Source organism: Tsukamurella sp. 8F, assembly GCF_029167375.1.
Taxonomy (GTDB): domain Bacteria; phylum Actinomycetota; class Actinomycetes; order Mycobacteriales; family Mycobacteriaceae; genus Tsukamurella.
Genome location: NZ_JARFTP010000019.1, coordinates 21,611 through 37,588 on the forward strand (window position 1 = coordinate 21,611; position 15,978 = coordinate 37,588).

The window sequence follows — 15,978 nt, forward strand, 5'->3', positions numbered from 1 at the left end:
GATATGACAGACGCACCGCACTTCCGCCCCGACGGCTACACGACCATCACCCCTTTCCTCGTCGTCTCGCCGGCGCGCGACGCTATCGACTTCTATCGAGAGGTGTTCGGCGCCAGCGTCATCGACATCACCGACGGTCCGGCGGGGACTGTGGCGCACGCGGAACTCGACTTCGGGACCGGGCGGCTGCAGTTGTCGGACCCGGCCCCGTCGTTCTCACTCGTGCCGCCCGATGGGACGACAGCGGTCAACCATTCGTATGCGATCTACGTGCCGGACGTCGATGCGGTCTTCGCGAAGGCCGTCGAGCACGGCGCGAAGGGTTTCGAGGAGCCGTCGACATTCGTGACCGGTGACCGGTTCGGCGCCGTGCTGGATCCGTTCGGTCACCGGTGGGCGATCCTCACACGCGTCGAGGACGTCGATCCGGTCGAGGCGAAGCGGCGCGTCGATGAATGGGTCGAGCAGAACTCCTGAAGTGCATACCATGACGGAATGACCGTCGATGCCCCCACGCCCTCAGCCGACAACGAGGCTGCGCGCCGGGATGGTAGGGGCCGTCGCGCCGACGTGCCGCGGTCCGCGCACGCGGACCTGGTGATCGACGGACGCGATCCCGTCGCCGTCATCGAGCGGCAGAACGAGACGCGCATCCCGTCGCTGGTGCCGGTCCGTGTCGCGCGAATGCTGCAGTCGCCGTTCGCCTTCTTCCGCGGGTCTGCAGCGCTCATGGCGCATGATCTCGCTGCGGGGCCGTCGACGGGGGCTTCCGTTCTGGCATGCGGTGACGCACACATCGCCAACTTCGGGTTGTTCGCGTCGCCGGAGCGGCGACTGCTGTTCGACCTCAACGACTTCGACGAGACAGGCTTCGCGCCGTTCGAATGGGATGTGAAGCGTCTTGCGGCGAGTGCCGTGATCTCCGCGCGGGACAACGGTTTCCGCGAGGACCAAGCGCTGGATGCGGCCGTGGATGCCGCACGCGAGTACCGCGCTACGCTCCGCTCACTGATGGCGACCGACGTACTGGCGCGGTACTTCGACTCCGTGGACGTCGACGTGCTGTTGGACGCCGCCGGCTCGAAGTCGTTGAAGAAGGTCGTCGAGGAGACGGCGGCGAAGGCCCGTAGACGGACGTCCGCGCGGGTGGTCGAGAAGATCACCACAGTCGCAGAGAACGGCCGACGGCACATCGTCGCCGACCCGCCGCTACTGGTGCCCGCGCCGAACGGCGTGATCGACCGGTTCGACGACGTGTTCGCGGCGTACGTGCGATCGCTTCGTCCCGACGCCGCCATGGTGATGAGCCAGTTCACGGTCCTCGACGTCGCGCTGCGTGTCGTCGGAGTCGGTAGCGTCGGCACGCGGTGCCTGATCGTGCTGCTCGGCGGGCCTTCCGGGGAGACGCTCTTCTTGCAGGTCAAGGAGGCGGCGGCGTCGGTGCTCGAGACCTATGGGCGACTGGGCGCGGGCGTGGTCGTCCCCGGGGCTCCAGATGAGAGCGCGGGGCGCCACAGCTACCGTGTCGTGGCCGGGCAGCAGGTACTGCAGGCCCAGTCGGATCCCTTCCTCGGCTGGACACCGACCATCGCCGGCCATGACTACTACTGGCGGCAGTTCCGCGACATGAAGGGGTCGGTCGCAACGGAGGAACTCGGGCCGAGTCTGTTCGAGAAGTACTGCGAGGTGTGCGCGCGCCTGCTCGCTCGCGCCCACTCGCAGTCGCCGCGCGCCGCCGTGGCGGCCGGGTACCTCGGCAAGGGCACGCGGTTCGACGAGGCGATCGGCGCGTTCGCCGTGGCATACGCCGACCAGAACGAACGGGACTACGAGGCGACGCAGGCCGCCGTGCGCTCGGGGCGGCTCGTGTCGGCGGGTGAGGGCGACTGAGTCGCGGACGCGGTCTTGACGGAACCTTGACGCCCCGGATCCTTTCCGCTGCAGCGATGTTCGCGTAGACCTGGGGTCGTGACGTTGTCGGAGATCCTGCCCTCGGTGGCCCGAGCCGGTGTCGCCCGGACGTTCGGAGACGCGTGGCCCCGAGGGACCGCGATGGACGGGGACGACGTGATCGTCGGTGGGAGGCCGGCCGCGCGGCTGGCACCCGGCAGATACGGGCCGCTCGTGGTGTGCCGGACTGTGCGCGTCGTGCGGGCAGGCGCGACGGTATGGTGCGACGTCGACGGGGCCCTGCCGGCCGGCGTCGTCGCCGTAGACCTGGCCTGGTCCGGGTGCCGGTTGGCCGGGGCGCGGATGGCCGAGGTGGTGCTTCGCGGCCGCGCGGGCGGGCGGCTACGGGTACGCGCGGAGGTACCCGCCTCGGTCGACGGTGCGGTGCTGCTCGTGGCCGTTCGCGACAGCACGTGCGCCGCTCCGCGGGCGGCGACGCGGGGTCAATCCACCCGAGACCAGGAAGCGCAGCCCTGGGTCTCGAACCGGCTGTCGGACGAGTGGATGGTCACCGTCGTGCTGCCGGACGGGGTATCGCTGTCGACGACCTGCTCGCCGCCGCTACGGCTGTCGGAGTACAGGGTCCACGAGCACGAGTCGCCGCCGTCGGACCGGTACTCGCCCGGCTGGATGTCGTCGCCGACGGTGTAGTAGCCGTCGCCGGAGAGGTCGGCGCCTTCGGTCGTGGTCGTGTCCGTCGTGGTGGTGTCGGTCGTGGTGCTATCGGTCGTGTCCGTGGCCGTGTCGTCGTCCGACGTCGCTTGAGAGGTGGTCGTCGGAGCAGCCTCCTCGGTCTGTGTGACCGTCATCGGTGGGCCGCCGTCGGCCGCGGACTGGAACGACTCGCCCGGGCTCGACAGGATGCCGATACCCAGGCCGACGACGAATGCGGCGACGATGCCCACGATCCACGGCCAGCGGCGTGGACCCCGCGGCTCAGGCGGGCCGGGCTCTCGCATCGACGGGGCGGGGCTGGGCCCGGTCGGCTCGGCGGGCATGGGCTGCGTGCTCACTGCACAGCCTCCGGGACGAGATGCATGGCCCGACGTTACGCGGTGGTAGGTGCGCGCGGGCGCGCTCGCAGCGGTTTCACAGCGGACTCCCCGCGAGCGTCACGGAGCCGACGGCAGGTATCAGTCTGCGTCCGTCGCCTGCACGGGCCAATCGGCCGGGTACATATCAGCGAGTCCTTCGTGGTCGCGGTACAGACGCTTGCGCCTGCGGGTCGAAAGGCGGTCGCCGAACACGATGCCGTTCGTGTGATCGGTCTCGTGTTGCAAGCACCGTCCGAGGGTGCCGCCTGCCGTGATCTCGATCGGGTCGCCACACTGGTCGAAGCCGCGACATGTGGCGGTCGAGGGCCGCGCGAGCTCGGCATAGGCGCCGGGCAGCGAGAGGCAGCCGTCGTCGTAGTCGACGAGACGACGGTGCGCGCCCTCCGCGACGTCGACCTTCGGGTTGCAGACGACGCCCGTGCGCCTGGTGCCGCTCTCGTCCGTGCAGTCGTATACGAACACCGCGAGCGCGACGCCCACCTGTTGGGCCGCGACCCCGGCTCCGTGGGCGGCGGTGTTCGTGGCGAACATATCAGCGAGGAGCTGCTGCAACTCCGGTCCGAAATCCATTACCGGGCGCGCGGGTTCGTGCAGGATAGGCGCACTCCAACGCACGATGGGACGTGGCGAGCCGAGGCGCAGCAGTTCAGAGACGGGCATGTGCCCAGCCTGCTCTTCGCGTAGCGGCGTGACAACCCGCGACATCGGTGCAGACGAGCCTGATCGTTCCGAGCGACCCTGTCGGCGGGCGCTGCTGTGTGCCGTGAGATACACGAAACCCCCTCCGATATCGGTCGGAGGGGGTTCTGGTGTCGGGCTGACAGGATTTGAACCTGCGACCACTTGACCCCCAGAGCGCCGAACGAGGAGCAACTACGTCCGTCCAGTTTGAATATGTGCAGGTCACGGCGTTGGCGGCGTTCAGTACGTAGCATCGTGTCCACGGTGTTCGGACGTGTCTTGGCAAGCTGTTGGCAACCTGGCGGCGCGCTGTCGGCGCGTGAGAGCGCTACCCCGAGAGCATGTTTCCACCGGCGCCGCCGAGGGCATCGAGGGCGACCTGCGTCGCGGCGCCGGACAGCCAGAGCCCGATCTGTTTGGCCATGCTCCGCCGCTCCTTAGGTTCGGAGTCGTCCTCCGCCATCGCTTCGAACGCGGCGATCAGCCGATCAAGTTGGTTCTCCGGCGTCGGCCACTGCCCGACGACCCGCAGCGCATCGCCCGTCGGCGCGCCCACGCGCATGATCTGGCCGCCCGACGCCCCTTGCGTCTTCTCGAAGTACGGCTGCCGCATGAGTGCCCGTATCGCACGCTGAACAGTGTCCTGGTCGAAGTCGGTGGCTCTCGCGATCTCACCGACTTGCACAGCTTGGCCGGTCTGTTCGTACAGCTCGACCACCGCGCGGAGTACGGGTACGTCGCGGGTGCTCCAGGTGTCCTCGGTCATGGACCGTGAGCTTATGGCGCGCGGGTGGGCGCGGGGACGAACTTCGCGCAAGATTCCACCGGACGTCGCTCAGGCAGCCGAACCACCTGGTCTCTCCTGCGGTTCCTCTTCGCCGTCGAGCCCTTTGGCATGCCTGATATCAGATGACAGTACCCACGGGAGCCAGTACAACCATGTGGGTGCAGAGCGTGGAGGTTCTGACTGCTCCCATCGGCTCGGCTTCGGTGACAGCCATGCGGGTCGGCGTGCGTCTCGCCGCCGGAAATCGTCGGGCATCCCCTCGCGGACAAACCTGAACCGTTCCTCCCGGGTCATCATGACCGAGCTGCTGAACGCGTATATGCTCTCGGCCGCGATGAAGCCGAGGACGCCCAGCACGCTCCAGAGCAGCCATCCGTACGGCTTCCACCGGGGGAGCACGACCATGGCTGTCAAGAAGATTCCGTAGCCAGCGACCGCGAGCGCGTACATCGACCACTCGGTCGGGACTCGGTGATACGCCGCCACACGTTTAGAGAGGCGGCGCGCCTCAGCGCACAGTTCTCGACGCTCGACCGCAAGCTCGGGTAGTTGATCAAGCTTCATCTTGTCGAGCAGATCCAAGACTTTTTGGAGCCGCCACCCGAAATAGCGGCCTGGCCCTGCGAGAGCGAGTCCGAGCGCAACCGCAGCGGCAATCGAGGCCGCCGTAACGGGACCAGCAAGCGGCACGAACCAACTGCGCGAAGTGTCCACCGCGCAAGTATGGCGGACTTTGCGCGGAGGTCTACAGCGTCCGCACCGAGACCTTGAGTTCACCCGGTGCCCAGCCCGAGCGGACGAGAGCCAGTGTGTGCGACGTCTTCCGTCGCGACCCGTAGGCGCCCAGGGCGAACAGCACGCCGCCGTGGTCGACCTCGCCCGCGCTGGCGAGGGCGCGTGCCACGCGGGATATGGCAGGCCAGCATCGATCAACGACTTGCTCGACGTACGCGAAGTCGGGGGCCGGACCCGCCGCCGCGATCAACGCCTCATCGTGCGGGTTCTGGTCCAGCAGGTTCCGCACTTCGTAGTACCCGGGTCGGCGGCCGCGACGGAACCGGGCTTCGGCGTACGGCCCCGCCCAGCCGACGTCAGGCTGCCGATGTTCGTCCAGATGTGACATGGCAGTCTCGCCTTCCAGGTCGTCGTCGCGCAGCCGCGCGCTGATGCCCTGGCCGCCCAGGAGGACGGCCGCGACGGCATGCCCAGCCTCGTGGTACGCCAGCGCGAGCCGCTGCTGTCGCCGTACGCGTTCGACGGCCGCGCGTACCTGGGGCTCGGTCATCGTGGTCATCGGGTCCCGTCCTGTTCTAGTCGTGTTGTGGGGCCGGTGCGGCGGCGGGGGCCCGGAGCCACGCCCGCCGCCGCACCGGAGGGCTCAAGGCGTAGGAGAGGGCGCCTCGAGGCCCAGTTCCTGGAGTTCGCGGCGAGCGGCCTCGACCTCGGTGGACTGGGGGTTCGGGCGGGTCGGGGGGCCGTAGGTCTCCCGATTGAACTGGGCCTTGTCGAGCTTCCGAGACAGACTCAGGCCCGCAGAATCCAGCTCGCGCAGCACAGTGACGATCCGGTCCGAGATCGATGGCTCGCCGTTCAGATCCGACGTCCGTGCCCGGCCGAGAACGCCGGCCAACTGGTCGCTCAAGCCGTTGGCAGCCGCGTACCCCGTGAGCGCCTCGGCCCAGTCGCCGGAAGCGAGGTCGCGGTCATGGACGACGGGGAGTTCTGGCCTGGGCGCAAGTGCCGCCAGGGCACGCCGCGCACGGCGCTGCTGCTCGTAGGGAAGAACAGCGACGTCTCGGCGCGCAGCGGATTCCGCGACGATCGCGGACGCGACGTGCACGACCTCGGCACTGGCGTCGAGCACTGCGAGAACTGATCTCATGTACGCGGAGGGTGCGGGCTCGTCGGCGACGCGGCGCGCCAAGGGGGTCACGATATCCGCGACCTCGTGGGCCAAGTCCCAGCCGCCACCGAGGACGACGGGTTGCCGACGCCGACGCCGCTCACGCAGCGCTCCAGGATCGGTGGGCATAGCGGGCTCGCGCATCGCGCTGTAGTCACGCGGCCGGATGTAGGGCGCGCTCATGGGGTCCTCCTGGTGTCGAACGGGCGGGAAGCAAGGTCGGCCGCAGCGTCGGTGTGCCCGTCGAGCAGCAGGTCGAGCACCCGGCGCATCCGGGCAGCGAAGGCGTCGCGGCAGGGTCGCGGCCGAGCGTTGCAGTACGCGTCCACGAGCACGTCAGCCACCGTGTCGGTGCGGTCGACGGTGGGTGCGCTCACGCTGCCCTCCTGAACGGGATGCGTGCGGCGTGCAGGCGTGCGCGGTGCGCCTCGGTCATCCGGCCCAGGAACGTGGCCCCGCCGATCTTGGTGGCGTAGATGTGCTCGCGCGCAACGAGATCGGCCAGAGCCTCGGTGCACGTCCACGCGCGATCAGCACCGGGTGGAATCGGCAGGAATCGCCGCAGTGGTGCGAGCGGGATCAGATCGAAGTCGCCGATCTCGGCGACGGCCGCGAGGATCGCGGCCTCTATCTCGGGGTGGCGGCCGGTGTTGGCCTGGTCAGGGGTGCGCTCGGTAGGCATGGTGTATTCCCTTGCATCAGTGTGGGATTCGGTTGTGTTCCCGCCGCGCGGCCGAGGCTCCGAGCAGCGGGGATAGTAGTGACAGGGACGTTTGAGTGGAGCGGCGGGACATCCGGGCGAGTGAACATCGAGTCGACGTGCCCGCCGCTCCGGGTGCGGCCAGACCCGCGCCGCCGCAGTGGATTCGGGTCGGCCGGAGCCCGCACGACGCGGGTGAGAGAGCACGGCGCCATGCGAGCACCGCCCGGCCCGAACCGGGTCAGCGGTCAGTCGGGGGTCGGGCGAGCACTGACAAGCAGCGCGTCGAGGTCGGCGACCTTGAACCGAAGAGGGCCACCCGGGGAGAGGCGGAACGCCTGTAGACGACCACGGCGTGCCAGCTCGTGCACCGTCCAGCGCGAGACCCGTAGTCGCTCAGCGGCTTCCGGGGTCGTCAGCCACGGACCGACCGGCGACGGCGCGGTGTCCGTGTGGACCGTCGGTGTGTTCATGGTGTTGAGAGTAGATCGCAGGAGTGCACAGGTCAAGGACTACAGAACCGAAAAGCCATGCAGTTCACCGACATTGGTAGGTGAACTCCGCGTCGCGGAGAGATCATGCAGCGGTTGGCGGGTAGTCTCTATCGCAGCTCCGCGCGGCGCCTGCAGGCATGGCAGGCCCCCTCCCGCGCGGACGCACCGCAGCCCGCTGGTTCTCGGGGTCATGCCGAACCAGCGGGCTGCGTCGCGTTCGCGGTCGGGCTACGTGCCGTTCAGGGCGTGCCGCTTCACGGTGTGTCGCCGGGGCATCCAAGGCGTTAGACATGCAGAGAGGCCACCAGGCGAGTGTCTGGTGGCCTCTCGTGACTCAGAGTGCGGTTGGGCTAGAAGAGCTTTCCGTTGCAGCTCACTACCGCGTACTGCCCCTCGGAGGAGTTCTCGGCCTGCACCTTGCCGTCCACGATGATCTTGCAGGATATGGTGCCGTCGCCGCTGTTCTGGGCGGTGACCCCCTTGATGGTCGTCTTCGACTTGCTGAACGGCTTGGACCGCCACGGTAGGGCGACGCCGTTGGCCTGGGACTGCTGTGCGTTCTCACCGAAGTAGGTGATGTTGTTCGCCTCGCCGCTGTCGGCTGTGACCTCGTAGACGACGGTGCCCTTTGCGGTATCAGCCTTCGTTGTGGGCTGCGCGACTGCCGCACCGGTCGCTTCCGGGGCTGCCGACGCGACGGTGCCCGACGCGTTCGTGGTGGTGTCGTCCTTCTTGTCTCCGCCGCCCGAGGCGACCGAGATGATGACGATGACGACCACGATCGCGAGCAGTACCCACGGCCACTTGCGCCGCTTCTTCTTCGGTGGTTGCGGGGGCTGCTGGGGCGGATAGGGGTAGGGCTGCTGGGGTGGGTTGGACATGTCGGACTCCTCCTCCATCGTCTTGATAGGAACGTGAGTTGTATCACATGCCCACCGTGCGATTTTCCGACAACCCACGTATTTCGAGCGATTCCGGCGGTGCGCAAACGTCATGCCCCCCGGCACGGAGTCGCTGTCCCTGCGGCAGAACGAGCCTCGCCGCACGTCCGGGGCACTCAGCCGGTGATCCGGCGGCGCAGCATCCGCGCGCGCTCCGACGCGTTCGTTGGCAGGCCGAGCACCATGCCCTGGCCGGCGGCCAGTAGATCGTGGGCGACCACGGCGGCGGCGAGGCCGTCCGGCTGGTGCTGCCCCCGCTGCCACCGCAGCGCCTGCTCCTCGAACTTCGGAAGATGACCAGCAACCCGGCACGTGCCGGTCTCGAACGCCTGGAGCATCGCACCGCTGCGGGCCAGCGCATCACCCATCGCGCCGCGCCCCTTCTCGGGCCACATCGACACCCTGATCGGCGCGGTGTCGGGGTGCTTCCGGCGGTGGCGTTCGATCGCCTCGCGCATGATCCGGCGATACGTCTCGCGCGACGCGAACGCCTCGACCGCGACCTCCGATGCGCCGACCTCCACTGCCAGCTCCAGCGCGGTGCGCGCCCACGCGTCGCTCGTCATCGGCGCGCTGCGGTCCGCGATCAGCGCCACTACGCCGTCGCGGGTGGCCGACGCGGCGATGATTCCGGCATCGTCGCCGTGTCCACTGTCGGCGGGATCGACAGCGACGACGGTGCGAACCGGGTCCACGGGAGCCGTCGCCATGCGCCACTGATCGAACCATTCCCGCTTGACGAGCCCGCCCTCGGGCGACGACGGCTCGCCCATGTACAAAGACCACCACGCCCTCTCACCTGCGGTACGCCGCGCGGAGGCGAAGTGCTCGGCAGTGAATCCAAGGGCCGAGGTCATCGCCTGGCCGGGCTCACGTCCCAGCGCATCCTGGATGCCGACCTCGGCGACGGCCGGGATGTTGACGCGGCTCCACAGCTCTGGCTCGTCGGCCAGCAACGCGCCCGCGAGGTCGGCTTCATGCCATCGAGTTTGGACCAACAGAATGGACCCGCCGGGATAGACGCGGGTCGAGTACGTGCTGCGGAACTCGTTCAGGATGCGCTTGCGATGGGCGGCCGAGTCCGCCTCGGCGGCGTCCTTGATCGGATCATCGATGATGAGCACGTGCGCTCCGAAACCTGTAGCGCCGCTGTTGATGCCACCCGCAAGTAGTCCGCCGCGTCGGCCCTCGATCCGCCACCGCCCGACCGAGGACTTGTCCGAGGCGATGGCGAGTCCCAGCTCGGCACCGTGCTCCTGGATCAGGGCGCGGACCTCGCGGCTGTGCGACTGCGCCAGCTCGTCGCTGTACGAGGTCAGCAGGACTTCACGATCAGGGTCCGAGTGCAGTGCCCACACCACAGTCCAGATGCTGAGTAGTCGGGACTTCCCAGCGCGAGGTGGTGTCGAAACGATGTCGCGGCGGTCGGGCTCGCGGACGGACCTCGCGGCGAGGTCGGACAGCAGGGCGGTGGCGGGCACGATCCGATACGACGGATCGAGGCGGCGGGCGAGTTGTGCCGGACCCGGTGCGGGTACACGGCGGCGTGCAGTCCGCAGCGCACGAACGGCGACGTATGTACGCGTCGAGTCCGAGCCGGCCGACTGTTTGCCTGTGCTCACGACCGGCTTCGAATCGGGTCGTATTCAGTGGAAACTTGATCCCGGATCAAGTGGTCCTGGGTAGTTCTCACTGAGCATGTACCACCTGTGAGCTGCGGCGACGATCCCTCACCTGCGCGAGTAGCAGGCCGATCACCTGGCAGGGTTGCCAACAGCGTGCCAACCGGCCGCGAAATCGTCTGTGTCACGGCGCTTCACCGAACAGAACTTCGCGGCCCAGATGACGCTGAGCGCGTGCCTCGGCGTCATCTGGGCGCAGCGATCCGGCGAGCTTGCCGTGTACGCCCGCGCGGTCGCTACACACGGCGTCGTGCGATCGGCGGACGCGGAACTGGGAGCCGAAGCTCCGCACCGCTGTCGGGTCCATAGACCTGACCGACACAGGGGCATCGGGCACAGACACCTCATTCGAGGGCCGTGTGCGCCGCTGCGGGTCCGGCGCGTCGAGGGCGGGCTCCGAGTGCGGCGCCGCGCTTCGGGCGCGCAGGCGGGCAAGCAGGCTCATGGTTCCTCCATCGGATCAGTGGTGTCAGTACGTCGCCAGCGTTCGATGACCGCCTCCGCTGCTGCCTCGGCTTCGGTGAGCACGGACGCGGGCAGGCCGTCTAGGTCGTCCGGCTCGCCGTCGGTCGATGTCGCGACGTCGGTCGCCGGGGCGTCGGGCGCCGCGTTCTCCGGTCGGGCGCCACCGTTCTCGGCCCGCAATCGCACGGACAGCCACTCGCGCAGCTCAGCCGAGGTGAGGCCACCGGCCGCAATGAACTGGCGTGCCACGTCGAGGTGGAGCGACCACAGCGGGTCGTCGGATCCGCCGCCGACAATGCCGAACTCGGCGCGCATCGTCTCGGCCAGCTCGGCCTCGAGGTTCGCCGCCGTCGTGGTTCCTGCGTCGACTTCATCGAGCAGCGCGTACGAGGTTCTCACGATGTCGGAGTCGGTGGTCAGCGGGCGACTCATTCCTCGACCTCCACATCGAGCGGCGCGGGCTCGGTACCGGATGCCGCCACAGGGATGCCGCCGCTCACTTGCTGTCGTACCTCCAGGGCCCGCAGTTGTGCGTCGCGGGTCGCAGCGCGCAGCTCGGCGGCACTGCGGCCGACGGTGATATCCATCCGCTCCGGCGAGTACAGCCCGTGCAACTTGCTGGTCTCGGCGTCGGCCGCTGTGATCGCACGCGACAGGCTTGCGACTGCGGCGGCGTCCCCCGCCGCCTGGGCCCGGGCCAACGAAATGATCAGAGCGCGAACTGTGAAGCGGCGGCGTTCGAGAACGTCAGCAAGGGCCTCGTCGGCGGTGGGCGGAGGATTCCGCTGCCTGTGCCGTTTCACGGCCAACTGTGCTGCGCCGTGGCTGCGGTATCCAAGCTGCCGTGCGATTTGATTCCACGAATCGCCGCGAGCGCGCAGAGTGTTCGCCCGTTCAGCACGTTCGCGGCTTTGAGCCGTGGGCATAACAGGTGCCATGCCACAAGCCTGCCTCATGACGGTGCACCAGTTCTACTTCCCCTACAATGGTAGGCATTGTCCAACAACAGCTTTCGGTGGCGGTGTCCGTGCCATGGCTCCCCATCGCACCGGTTACGTGGGCGCCGACCACACCCACGACAGCCCTTCTCCTCATCCGACCGATCTACACCTCCGCAGCCTCCGAGGTGGTCGTGGCCGCGTATTCGGCGAACCGTCGATCCAACGTATCCGTCATCTGTCGCCCCCCTAGGGGCGCGACAGATTGACGAATACATACGTCGCTATCTGTCACAGGTCTGACAGATAGCGACAGATACATCGAGGGGAGCGATGTATTACCTGTTCAGAGAGTGTTTTCTATCTGTCACGCGATTCGACAGATGCAACGGATGCCCGTTCCGGTGTATCTGTCACGGCCCCAACGGATACCCCCTGCCGCGACAGATACATTCCGAGGCCGCGAGGCGTGGGGACAGGGTGGTCTCCGGGGCCGTGAGAAGGCCTCGACGGAGGGGCGCCGCGGGGTCGTGGACGGAGAGCTGCGGTCGCCGTCGAACGTCCCGCAGCTCGCAGGTCGTGGTCGGGGTCGGCACCGCCATCGTGGTCGTGGTCGCCGTCGCGGACACGGTCGTGGTCGTGGAGGCCGACCCCGGCCCGCGAGCTGCGGGTCCACGACCGGGTACTCAGGGAAGGGCCGTCGGTCATCGGGGGCTAGGAGCGGCGCCTGCGGCGCGGCATCGGCCCGGTGGCGGGCGTCACTGCGTTGTGAGTCACCCACGCGCGCAATGGCACCGCGTCGCCGTCGGCCGTTCGCAGGGTGAACTCGACCTCGGCGAGCCAGACCCCGGTCCACAGCGCAGCCCAACCATGGATCCGACCCGGTGAAGGCTGAGCGAGGTCCCAGCGGAGCCCCTTGTCGCGCATGAACTCGGACGGCTCCGGCCACGGTCCACCCTCGGGTCGCTGCCATCCCTCGATGGCCGGGAACGCCTTGTCGATCCACACCCGGCACGGCGTCGGCGGGTCGCACCGCCGGAACCACACCGGACCTGATCGAACGTTCACACGTTCGACTATATCTCGAGATTCGCACACTCGCGTTCGAGGTGCCGCTGACGTAACGTCGGCCGCGACGAACGAGCTGGAGCCCAGGTGTGAGGAGGTGGCGACTGTGGCGCGGATTCCGAGCTGGTCGCCGCCCTTATGCCTCGTCGCCGCGACGCTGTGGCTGGTGATAGAGGCGGCCATCGGGACGCCGCTCGGGCGGGCACTCGGCTCGCCGTTGTTCGTCTTCCCGCTGATGGCGGGCGGCGTATTCCTCGCACTGCGGGCAGTTCCCAATCCACCGCGCGGTCGGTAGCTCCGAGCCGATCAGACCGGGCGCCCGGGAAGTCAGGCAGCGTCGTCGGAGCCCTGCTCGCTGCGTAGTCGCTCGCGGGCAATACGGATGATCGCGGTGGGTAGGTTGGGGTTCTCGGCTCGGCAGACCCGCTCCGACTTGGCGATGGTCATCGGGTCGTGACGGCGGAGAATGTTCTTGGCCTCCTCGATAAGCGTGTCCCGGGCCTGCTCCCGCTCCGCCGACTTCTGTGCCTCGCGTTCCTCGGCGGCGCGTTGTGCGATCCGGTCGGCCTCGTCGGCCACGGCACGGACGTTGTCGACCAGGTTCTCGGGTGGCGCCAGCGGATCGACCCCCAGGTGCAGCAGGCGCGCACGCCCTTGCCTCCGCTCGACCAGGGCCCCTTTGATCAGCAGCTCTTCCACCAGGCTCCGCGCCGCCTTCTGCGAGAACCCGAGGCCCACAAGGTGGGTCACGGCCTCTCCGTGATTCAGCGGGCGGTCGGTCACCTTGTGGCGTACCTGCTCCAGGAGGGAGTTCGTCGCCGTAGTCGTCTTCTCCCCGCCGTTCTCGGCGCGCGCCTCGTCGGGCGAGACGTACACCAGGTGATCGTTCTCGGGGTCGATGCGAAGCTCGCCTTCGGCGACGTTCGAGACCCGGCCGAAGGAGGCGAAGGTGCGCGGCGAGTCGTCTGCCTCGCCTTTGCGCAGCAGCCGCCAGTTCTCCTCGGACCAGCCGAGTTTCGCGGAGTCGCCGCGGGCCCTGTCGCCGCCGTGGCCCATGTGGTCGATGACGACGGCCTCACCGACACCCGCGTCGCGGAGCACGGCGTCGAACATGACCAGGAACCGGGAGGCCTCCTTGTCCTCGGAGAGCCCCAGGGCGTCGAGGGCCGGTCGCAGGCAGTCGAACACCACGATGTCGTACCCGCGTAGCCGCTCGACCCACTCTGCGCGCACCTCGGGCGTGAGGAGGTCGAACGTGCCGATCCGGCCGCGCAGGTCTACCAGGCCGATGGCGTCGGTGTTCTCGATTCCCTGCCGCCGCAGCCAGGCCCGCATCATCCCCCGCGACATCTCGTCGTCAATCAGTGCCACACGCCGGCCGGGCCGCGTGACGGAGAACCTGCCCAGAAAGGGGGCGCCGTCGGCGAGCGAGCGGAGCAGGTTGTACGTCAGCGTGGTCTTACCCGCCTTGTACTGCGCGGCGAGGAGCGCCTTGCCGTCTGTCCCGAGGAGCCCCTCGATGGCGCAGGGCTCGTCCACGTCGGGCTCGGCGAGGAGGTCGGTGAGGCTGGTGAACTCCACGGTCTCGGTCTCGCCGCCGACGGGCAGGTTCTCACGCCGGACGGTCTCCGCTGCCGCCGCATCCACCCGCCTGCGGTCCTCGGCGTCCCACCGCTCCACCAACAGGACGGAAGCGGCCCTCGTCGTCTCGGTGGCTGCGGGCAGGGTCGCGAGCGCCTTCATGTCGGCACCGCGGGCGAGCAGGTCCGCGAGTGCGAACGTCGTCGGCCGTTGTGCCCGGTAAGACCGCTCGCCGCGCGCCGCGCGGTTGCGGTCCCGTGCGCGCGCATCCCACTCCGGCCTCAGTGCGGGGTCGGCTAGCAGGTCCACCAGCGACACCCGCATACGGGTGTCGAACCCGGCCCGGGCGAGCCTGATGTTCTCGCGCGACTCACGCCGCCCATTGGTGATACCCCACCCCTGAGCCCCCGCCGGGCGGACCTTGTCGACGTCCTCCTGAGTAGGGCGCTCGGATTCCTCCATGAGACGTAGGGCCACGAGGTCGCTCACGCGTACCGGCGCAGCGAGATTCCGCAGCCGCCGCTTCGCTGTAGCCGTGAGATCCGGAAGCACCTCGGCCAGGTACGCACCCGGGACGGCCTCGACGTGCCTGGGGGCGCCGGACAGGAAGCCGGGCCGCGCAGCGGGGCCGAACGGGCTCGCCTCGTCGTCGCCCTCGCCGGCATCGGGACGGGGGTCGCGTCGTATTCCGGTCTCGGAGGAGAACTCCTCCGCGTGGTCGGCCTCGGTCGCGGTATCCTTGAGGGGAGGCATGTGGTGGTGTCTCGTTTCTCTGTTGGTTGGTGACGGCGCTGCTGTCCACCCGGTGAGGGTGGCAGCGGCGCCGTTCTCTGTATGTGGCGGACGCCGCTGTGTGCGGTCTAGTCCTCGACTCCGAGCAGGGCGCGGAGGGCGGCCGTGGGCACGAGGACGCGCCCGCCGACACGGACCGAGGGGACCTCGCCCCGCTCCACGAGCGCGTAGGCGGTGGCGCGACTGACGCCGAGGATCTGCCCGGCTCGGGGCACGGAAATCGATACGCGGGAACGGAGTTCGTCCGCGTCGGTGGCGGGATGGGCATGCTGAGTGGTGGTCATGTGTTCTAATGTGCTCGTTGCATTGGTTAGTGTCCAGCCTGTAGTGTCATCATCATGAAGTCGAGAAGAGTAGCGACCGCCGAGGCGACGTATGCGGGGGACCGGTGACCGCCCCGCAGCGTGGCGATGTGGTCGAGGTCGGCCCCGGTGAACCGGACCATGCCCCGGGTACGCCCCCCGATCCCGAAGCGCGCGTGCGGATTCGGTTGCACGACTACCCGGCGACGTTCGTGGTGCGCGTCGAGGCCACCGACACCGGACCGGTCGTCGCCGCGCTGACGATCGAGCCCGACCCCGGCCACGCGGTCGACGTCGCGCTGCTGCGGTCTATCCCCGCGCGCAGGCTCGCCCACTCCGCTGCCGACTGGCACCACCGCGCCGGTGGACTGCTCGCGTTCCCCGACGACGGCCCCGCAGCGCACACCAGACCAGAGGCCGTCGAGGACGTCCCCGATCGCGTCGTCCGCGCCGCCCGGATCGCCCGCGCTGCGGTATCCGAGGGCAAGTCGGTGCGCGAGGCGATCGCGTCGCAGCTGAACGTGTCGAAGCCCACCGCCGACCGAATCATCCGCGCGGCCAAGGACGCTGGGCTGATCGACCCCGCCGACCTGCCGAAGAAACCGGGGCCGCGCCAGCGCGACCTCACCGTCTGACCCC

The 15,978-nt window shown here is 68.8% G+C and carries 21 protein-coding genes; 4 read left to right on the plus strand and 17 right to left on the minus strand.

What is annotated here, in order from left to right; all coding sequences use genetic code 11:
• Window positions 1-3: 3 nt before the first annotated feature.
• Both P0W64_RS14995 and P0W64_RS15000 read left to right on the plus strand, forming a co-directional pair.
• Window positions 4-477, plus strand: coding sequence for a VOC family protein (locus P0W64_RS14995; RefSeq protein ID WP_275481016.1), 474 nt, complete (start codon window positions 4-6; stop codon window positions 475-477).
• An 18-nt stretch (window positions 478-495) separates the two neighbouring features.
• Window positions 496-1,890, plus strand: a complete 1,395-nt coding sequence (locus P0W64_RS15000; protein ID WP_275480943.1) for a DUF2252 domain-containing protein — start codon at window positions 496-498, stop codon at window positions 1,888-1,890.
• Window positions 1,891-2,393: 503 nt separating this feature from the next.
• On the opposite strand, the gene P0W64_RS15005 is transcribed toward P0W64_RS15000, so the two are convergent.
• The 15 genes from P0W64_RS15005 to P0W64_RS15075 form a co-directional block, all read right to left on the minus strand.
• Window positions 2,394-2,963: a hypothetical protein gene (locus tag P0W64_RS15005; protein ID WP_275480944.1), complete on the minus strand. Its 570-nt coding sequence runs from the start codon at window positions 2,961-2,963 to the stop codon at window positions 2,394-2,396.
• 120 nt (window positions 2,964-3,083) lie between these two features.
• Window positions 3,084-3,665, minus strand: a complete 582-nt coding sequence (gene def, locus P0W64_RS15010) for a peptide deformylase (protein WP_275480945.1) — start codon at window positions 3,663-3,665, stop codon at window positions 3,084-3,086.
• 349 nt (window positions 3,666-4,014) lie between these two features.
• A complete protein-coding gene (locus tag P0W64_RS15015; RefSeq protein WP_275480946.1) occupies window positions 4,015-4,452 on the minus strand; it encodes a hypothetical protein in 438 nt (145 codons plus the stop codon).
• A gap of 69 nt (window positions 4,453-4,521) precedes the next feature.
• Window positions 4,522-5,187: a hypothetical protein gene (locus P0W64_RS15020; protein ID WP_275480947.1), complete on the minus strand. Its 666-nt coding sequence runs from the start codon at window positions 5,185-5,187 to the stop codon at window positions 4,522-4,524.
• A 31-nt stretch (window positions 5,188-5,218) separates the two neighbouring features.
• Window positions 5,219-5,767 carry a hypothetical protein gene (locus P0W64_RS15025; protein ID WP_275480948.1) on the minus strand — a complete coding sequence of 183 codons (549 nt, stop codon included), beginning with the start codon at window positions 5,765-5,767 and terminating at the stop codon, window positions 5,219-5,221.
• Window positions 5,768-5,851: 84 nt separating this feature from the next.
• Complete coding sequence (locus P0W64_RS15030; RefSeq protein ID WP_275480949.1) at window positions 5,852-6,559, minus strand: hypothetical protein; 708 nt, start codon at window positions 6,557-6,559, stop codon at window positions 5,852-5,854.
• Window positions 6,556-6,753, minus strand: coding sequence for a hypothetical protein (locus P0W64_RS15035; protein WP_275480950.1), 198 nt, complete (start codon window positions 6,751-6,753; stop codon window positions 6,556-6,558). Before P0W64_RS15035 ends, P0W64_RS15030 begins: the two co-directional genes overlap by 4 nt.
• Window positions 6,750-7,058, minus strand: coding sequence for a hypothetical protein (locus P0W64_RS15040; protein ID WP_275480951.1), 309 nt, complete (start codon window positions 7,056-7,058; stop codon window positions 6,750-6,752). The genes P0W64_RS15035 and P0W64_RS15040 overlap by 4 nt, the downstream gene beginning before the upstream one ends.
• A gap of 266 nt (window positions 7,059-7,324) precedes the next feature.
• Entirely contained in the window at window positions 7,325-7,549 is a 225-nt protein-coding gene (locus P0W64_RS15045) for a helix-turn-helix domain-containing protein (RefSeq protein WP_275480952.1), read from the minus strand.
• A 371-nt stretch (window positions 7,550-7,920) separates the two neighbouring features.
• On the minus strand, window positions 7,921-8,451 hold the full coding sequence (locus P0W64_RS15050; protein ID WP_275480953.1) for an MmpS family transport accessory protein: 531 nt from the start codon (window positions 8,449-8,451) through the stop codon (window positions 7,921-7,923).
• Between the two features lie 176 nt (window positions 8,452-8,627).
• Window positions 8,628-10,133: a terminase family protein gene (locus tag P0W64_RS15055; protein WP_343232864.1), complete on the minus strand. Its 1,506-nt coding sequence runs from the start codon at window positions 10,131-10,133 to the stop codon at window positions 8,628-8,630.
• 184 nt (window positions 10,134-10,317) lie between these two features.
• The gene (locus P0W64_RS15060; protein WP_275480954.1) at window positions 10,318-10,638 is read right to left on the minus strand and encodes a hypothetical protein; all 321 of its coding nucleotides are present in this window, start codon (window positions 10,636-10,638) and stop codon (window positions 10,318-10,320) included.
• On the minus strand, window positions 10,635-11,090 hold the full coding sequence (locus tag P0W64_RS15065; protein WP_275480955.1) for a hypothetical protein: 456 nt from the start codon (window positions 11,088-11,090) through the stop codon (window positions 10,635-10,637). The genes P0W64_RS15060 and P0W64_RS15065 overlap by 4 nt, the downstream gene beginning before the upstream one ends.
• Window positions 11,087-11,359 carry a hypothetical protein gene (locus P0W64_RS15070; protein WP_275480956.1) on the minus strand — a complete coding sequence of 91 codons (273 nt, stop codon included), beginning with the start codon at window positions 11,357-11,359 and terminating at the stop codon, window positions 11,087-11,089. The genes P0W64_RS15065 and P0W64_RS15070 overlap by 4 nt, the downstream gene beginning before the upstream one ends.
• A 951-nt stretch (window positions 11,360-12,310) precedes the next feature.
• Complete coding sequence (locus P0W64_RS15075; RefSeq protein ID WP_275480957.1) at window positions 12,311-12,664, minus strand: hypothetical protein; 354 nt, start codon at window positions 12,662-12,664, stop codon at window positions 12,311-12,313.
• Between the two features lie 106 nt (window positions 12,665-12,770).
• On the opposite strand from P0W64_RS15075, the gene P0W64_RS15080 reads away from it, so the two are divergent.
• A complete protein-coding gene (locus P0W64_RS15080) occupies window positions 12,771-12,959 on the plus strand; it encodes a hypothetical protein (RefSeq protein ID WP_275480958.1) in 189 nt (62 codons plus the stop codon).
• Between the two features lie 32 nt (window positions 12,960-12,991).
• On the opposite strand, the gene P0W64_RS15085 is transcribed toward P0W64_RS15080, so the two are convergent.
• Both P0W64_RS15085 and P0W64_RS15090 read right to left on the minus strand, forming a co-directional pair.
• The gene (locus tag P0W64_RS15085; protein WP_275480959.1) at window positions 12,992-14,998 is read right to left on the minus strand and encodes an AAA family ATPase; all 2,007 of its coding nucleotides are present in this window, start codon (window positions 14,996-14,998) and stop codon (window positions 12,992-12,994) included.
• 107 nt (window positions 14,999-15,105) lie between these two features.
• Window positions 15,106-15,321, minus strand: coding sequence for a helix-turn-helix domain-containing protein (locus tag P0W64_RS15090; protein WP_275480960.1), 216 nt, complete (start codon window positions 15,319-15,321; stop codon window positions 15,106-15,108).
• A gap of 104 nt (window positions 15,322-15,425) precedes the next feature.
• On the opposite strand from P0W64_RS15090, the gene P0W64_RS15095 reads away from it, so the two are divergent.
• Window positions 15,426-15,974 (plus strand): hypothetical protein, encoded by a 549-nt coding sequence (locus P0W64_RS15095; protein ID WP_275480961.1) that lies wholly within the window; start codon window positions 15,426-15,428, stop codon window positions 15,972-15,974.
• Window positions 15,975-15,978 lie beyond the last annotated feature (4 nt).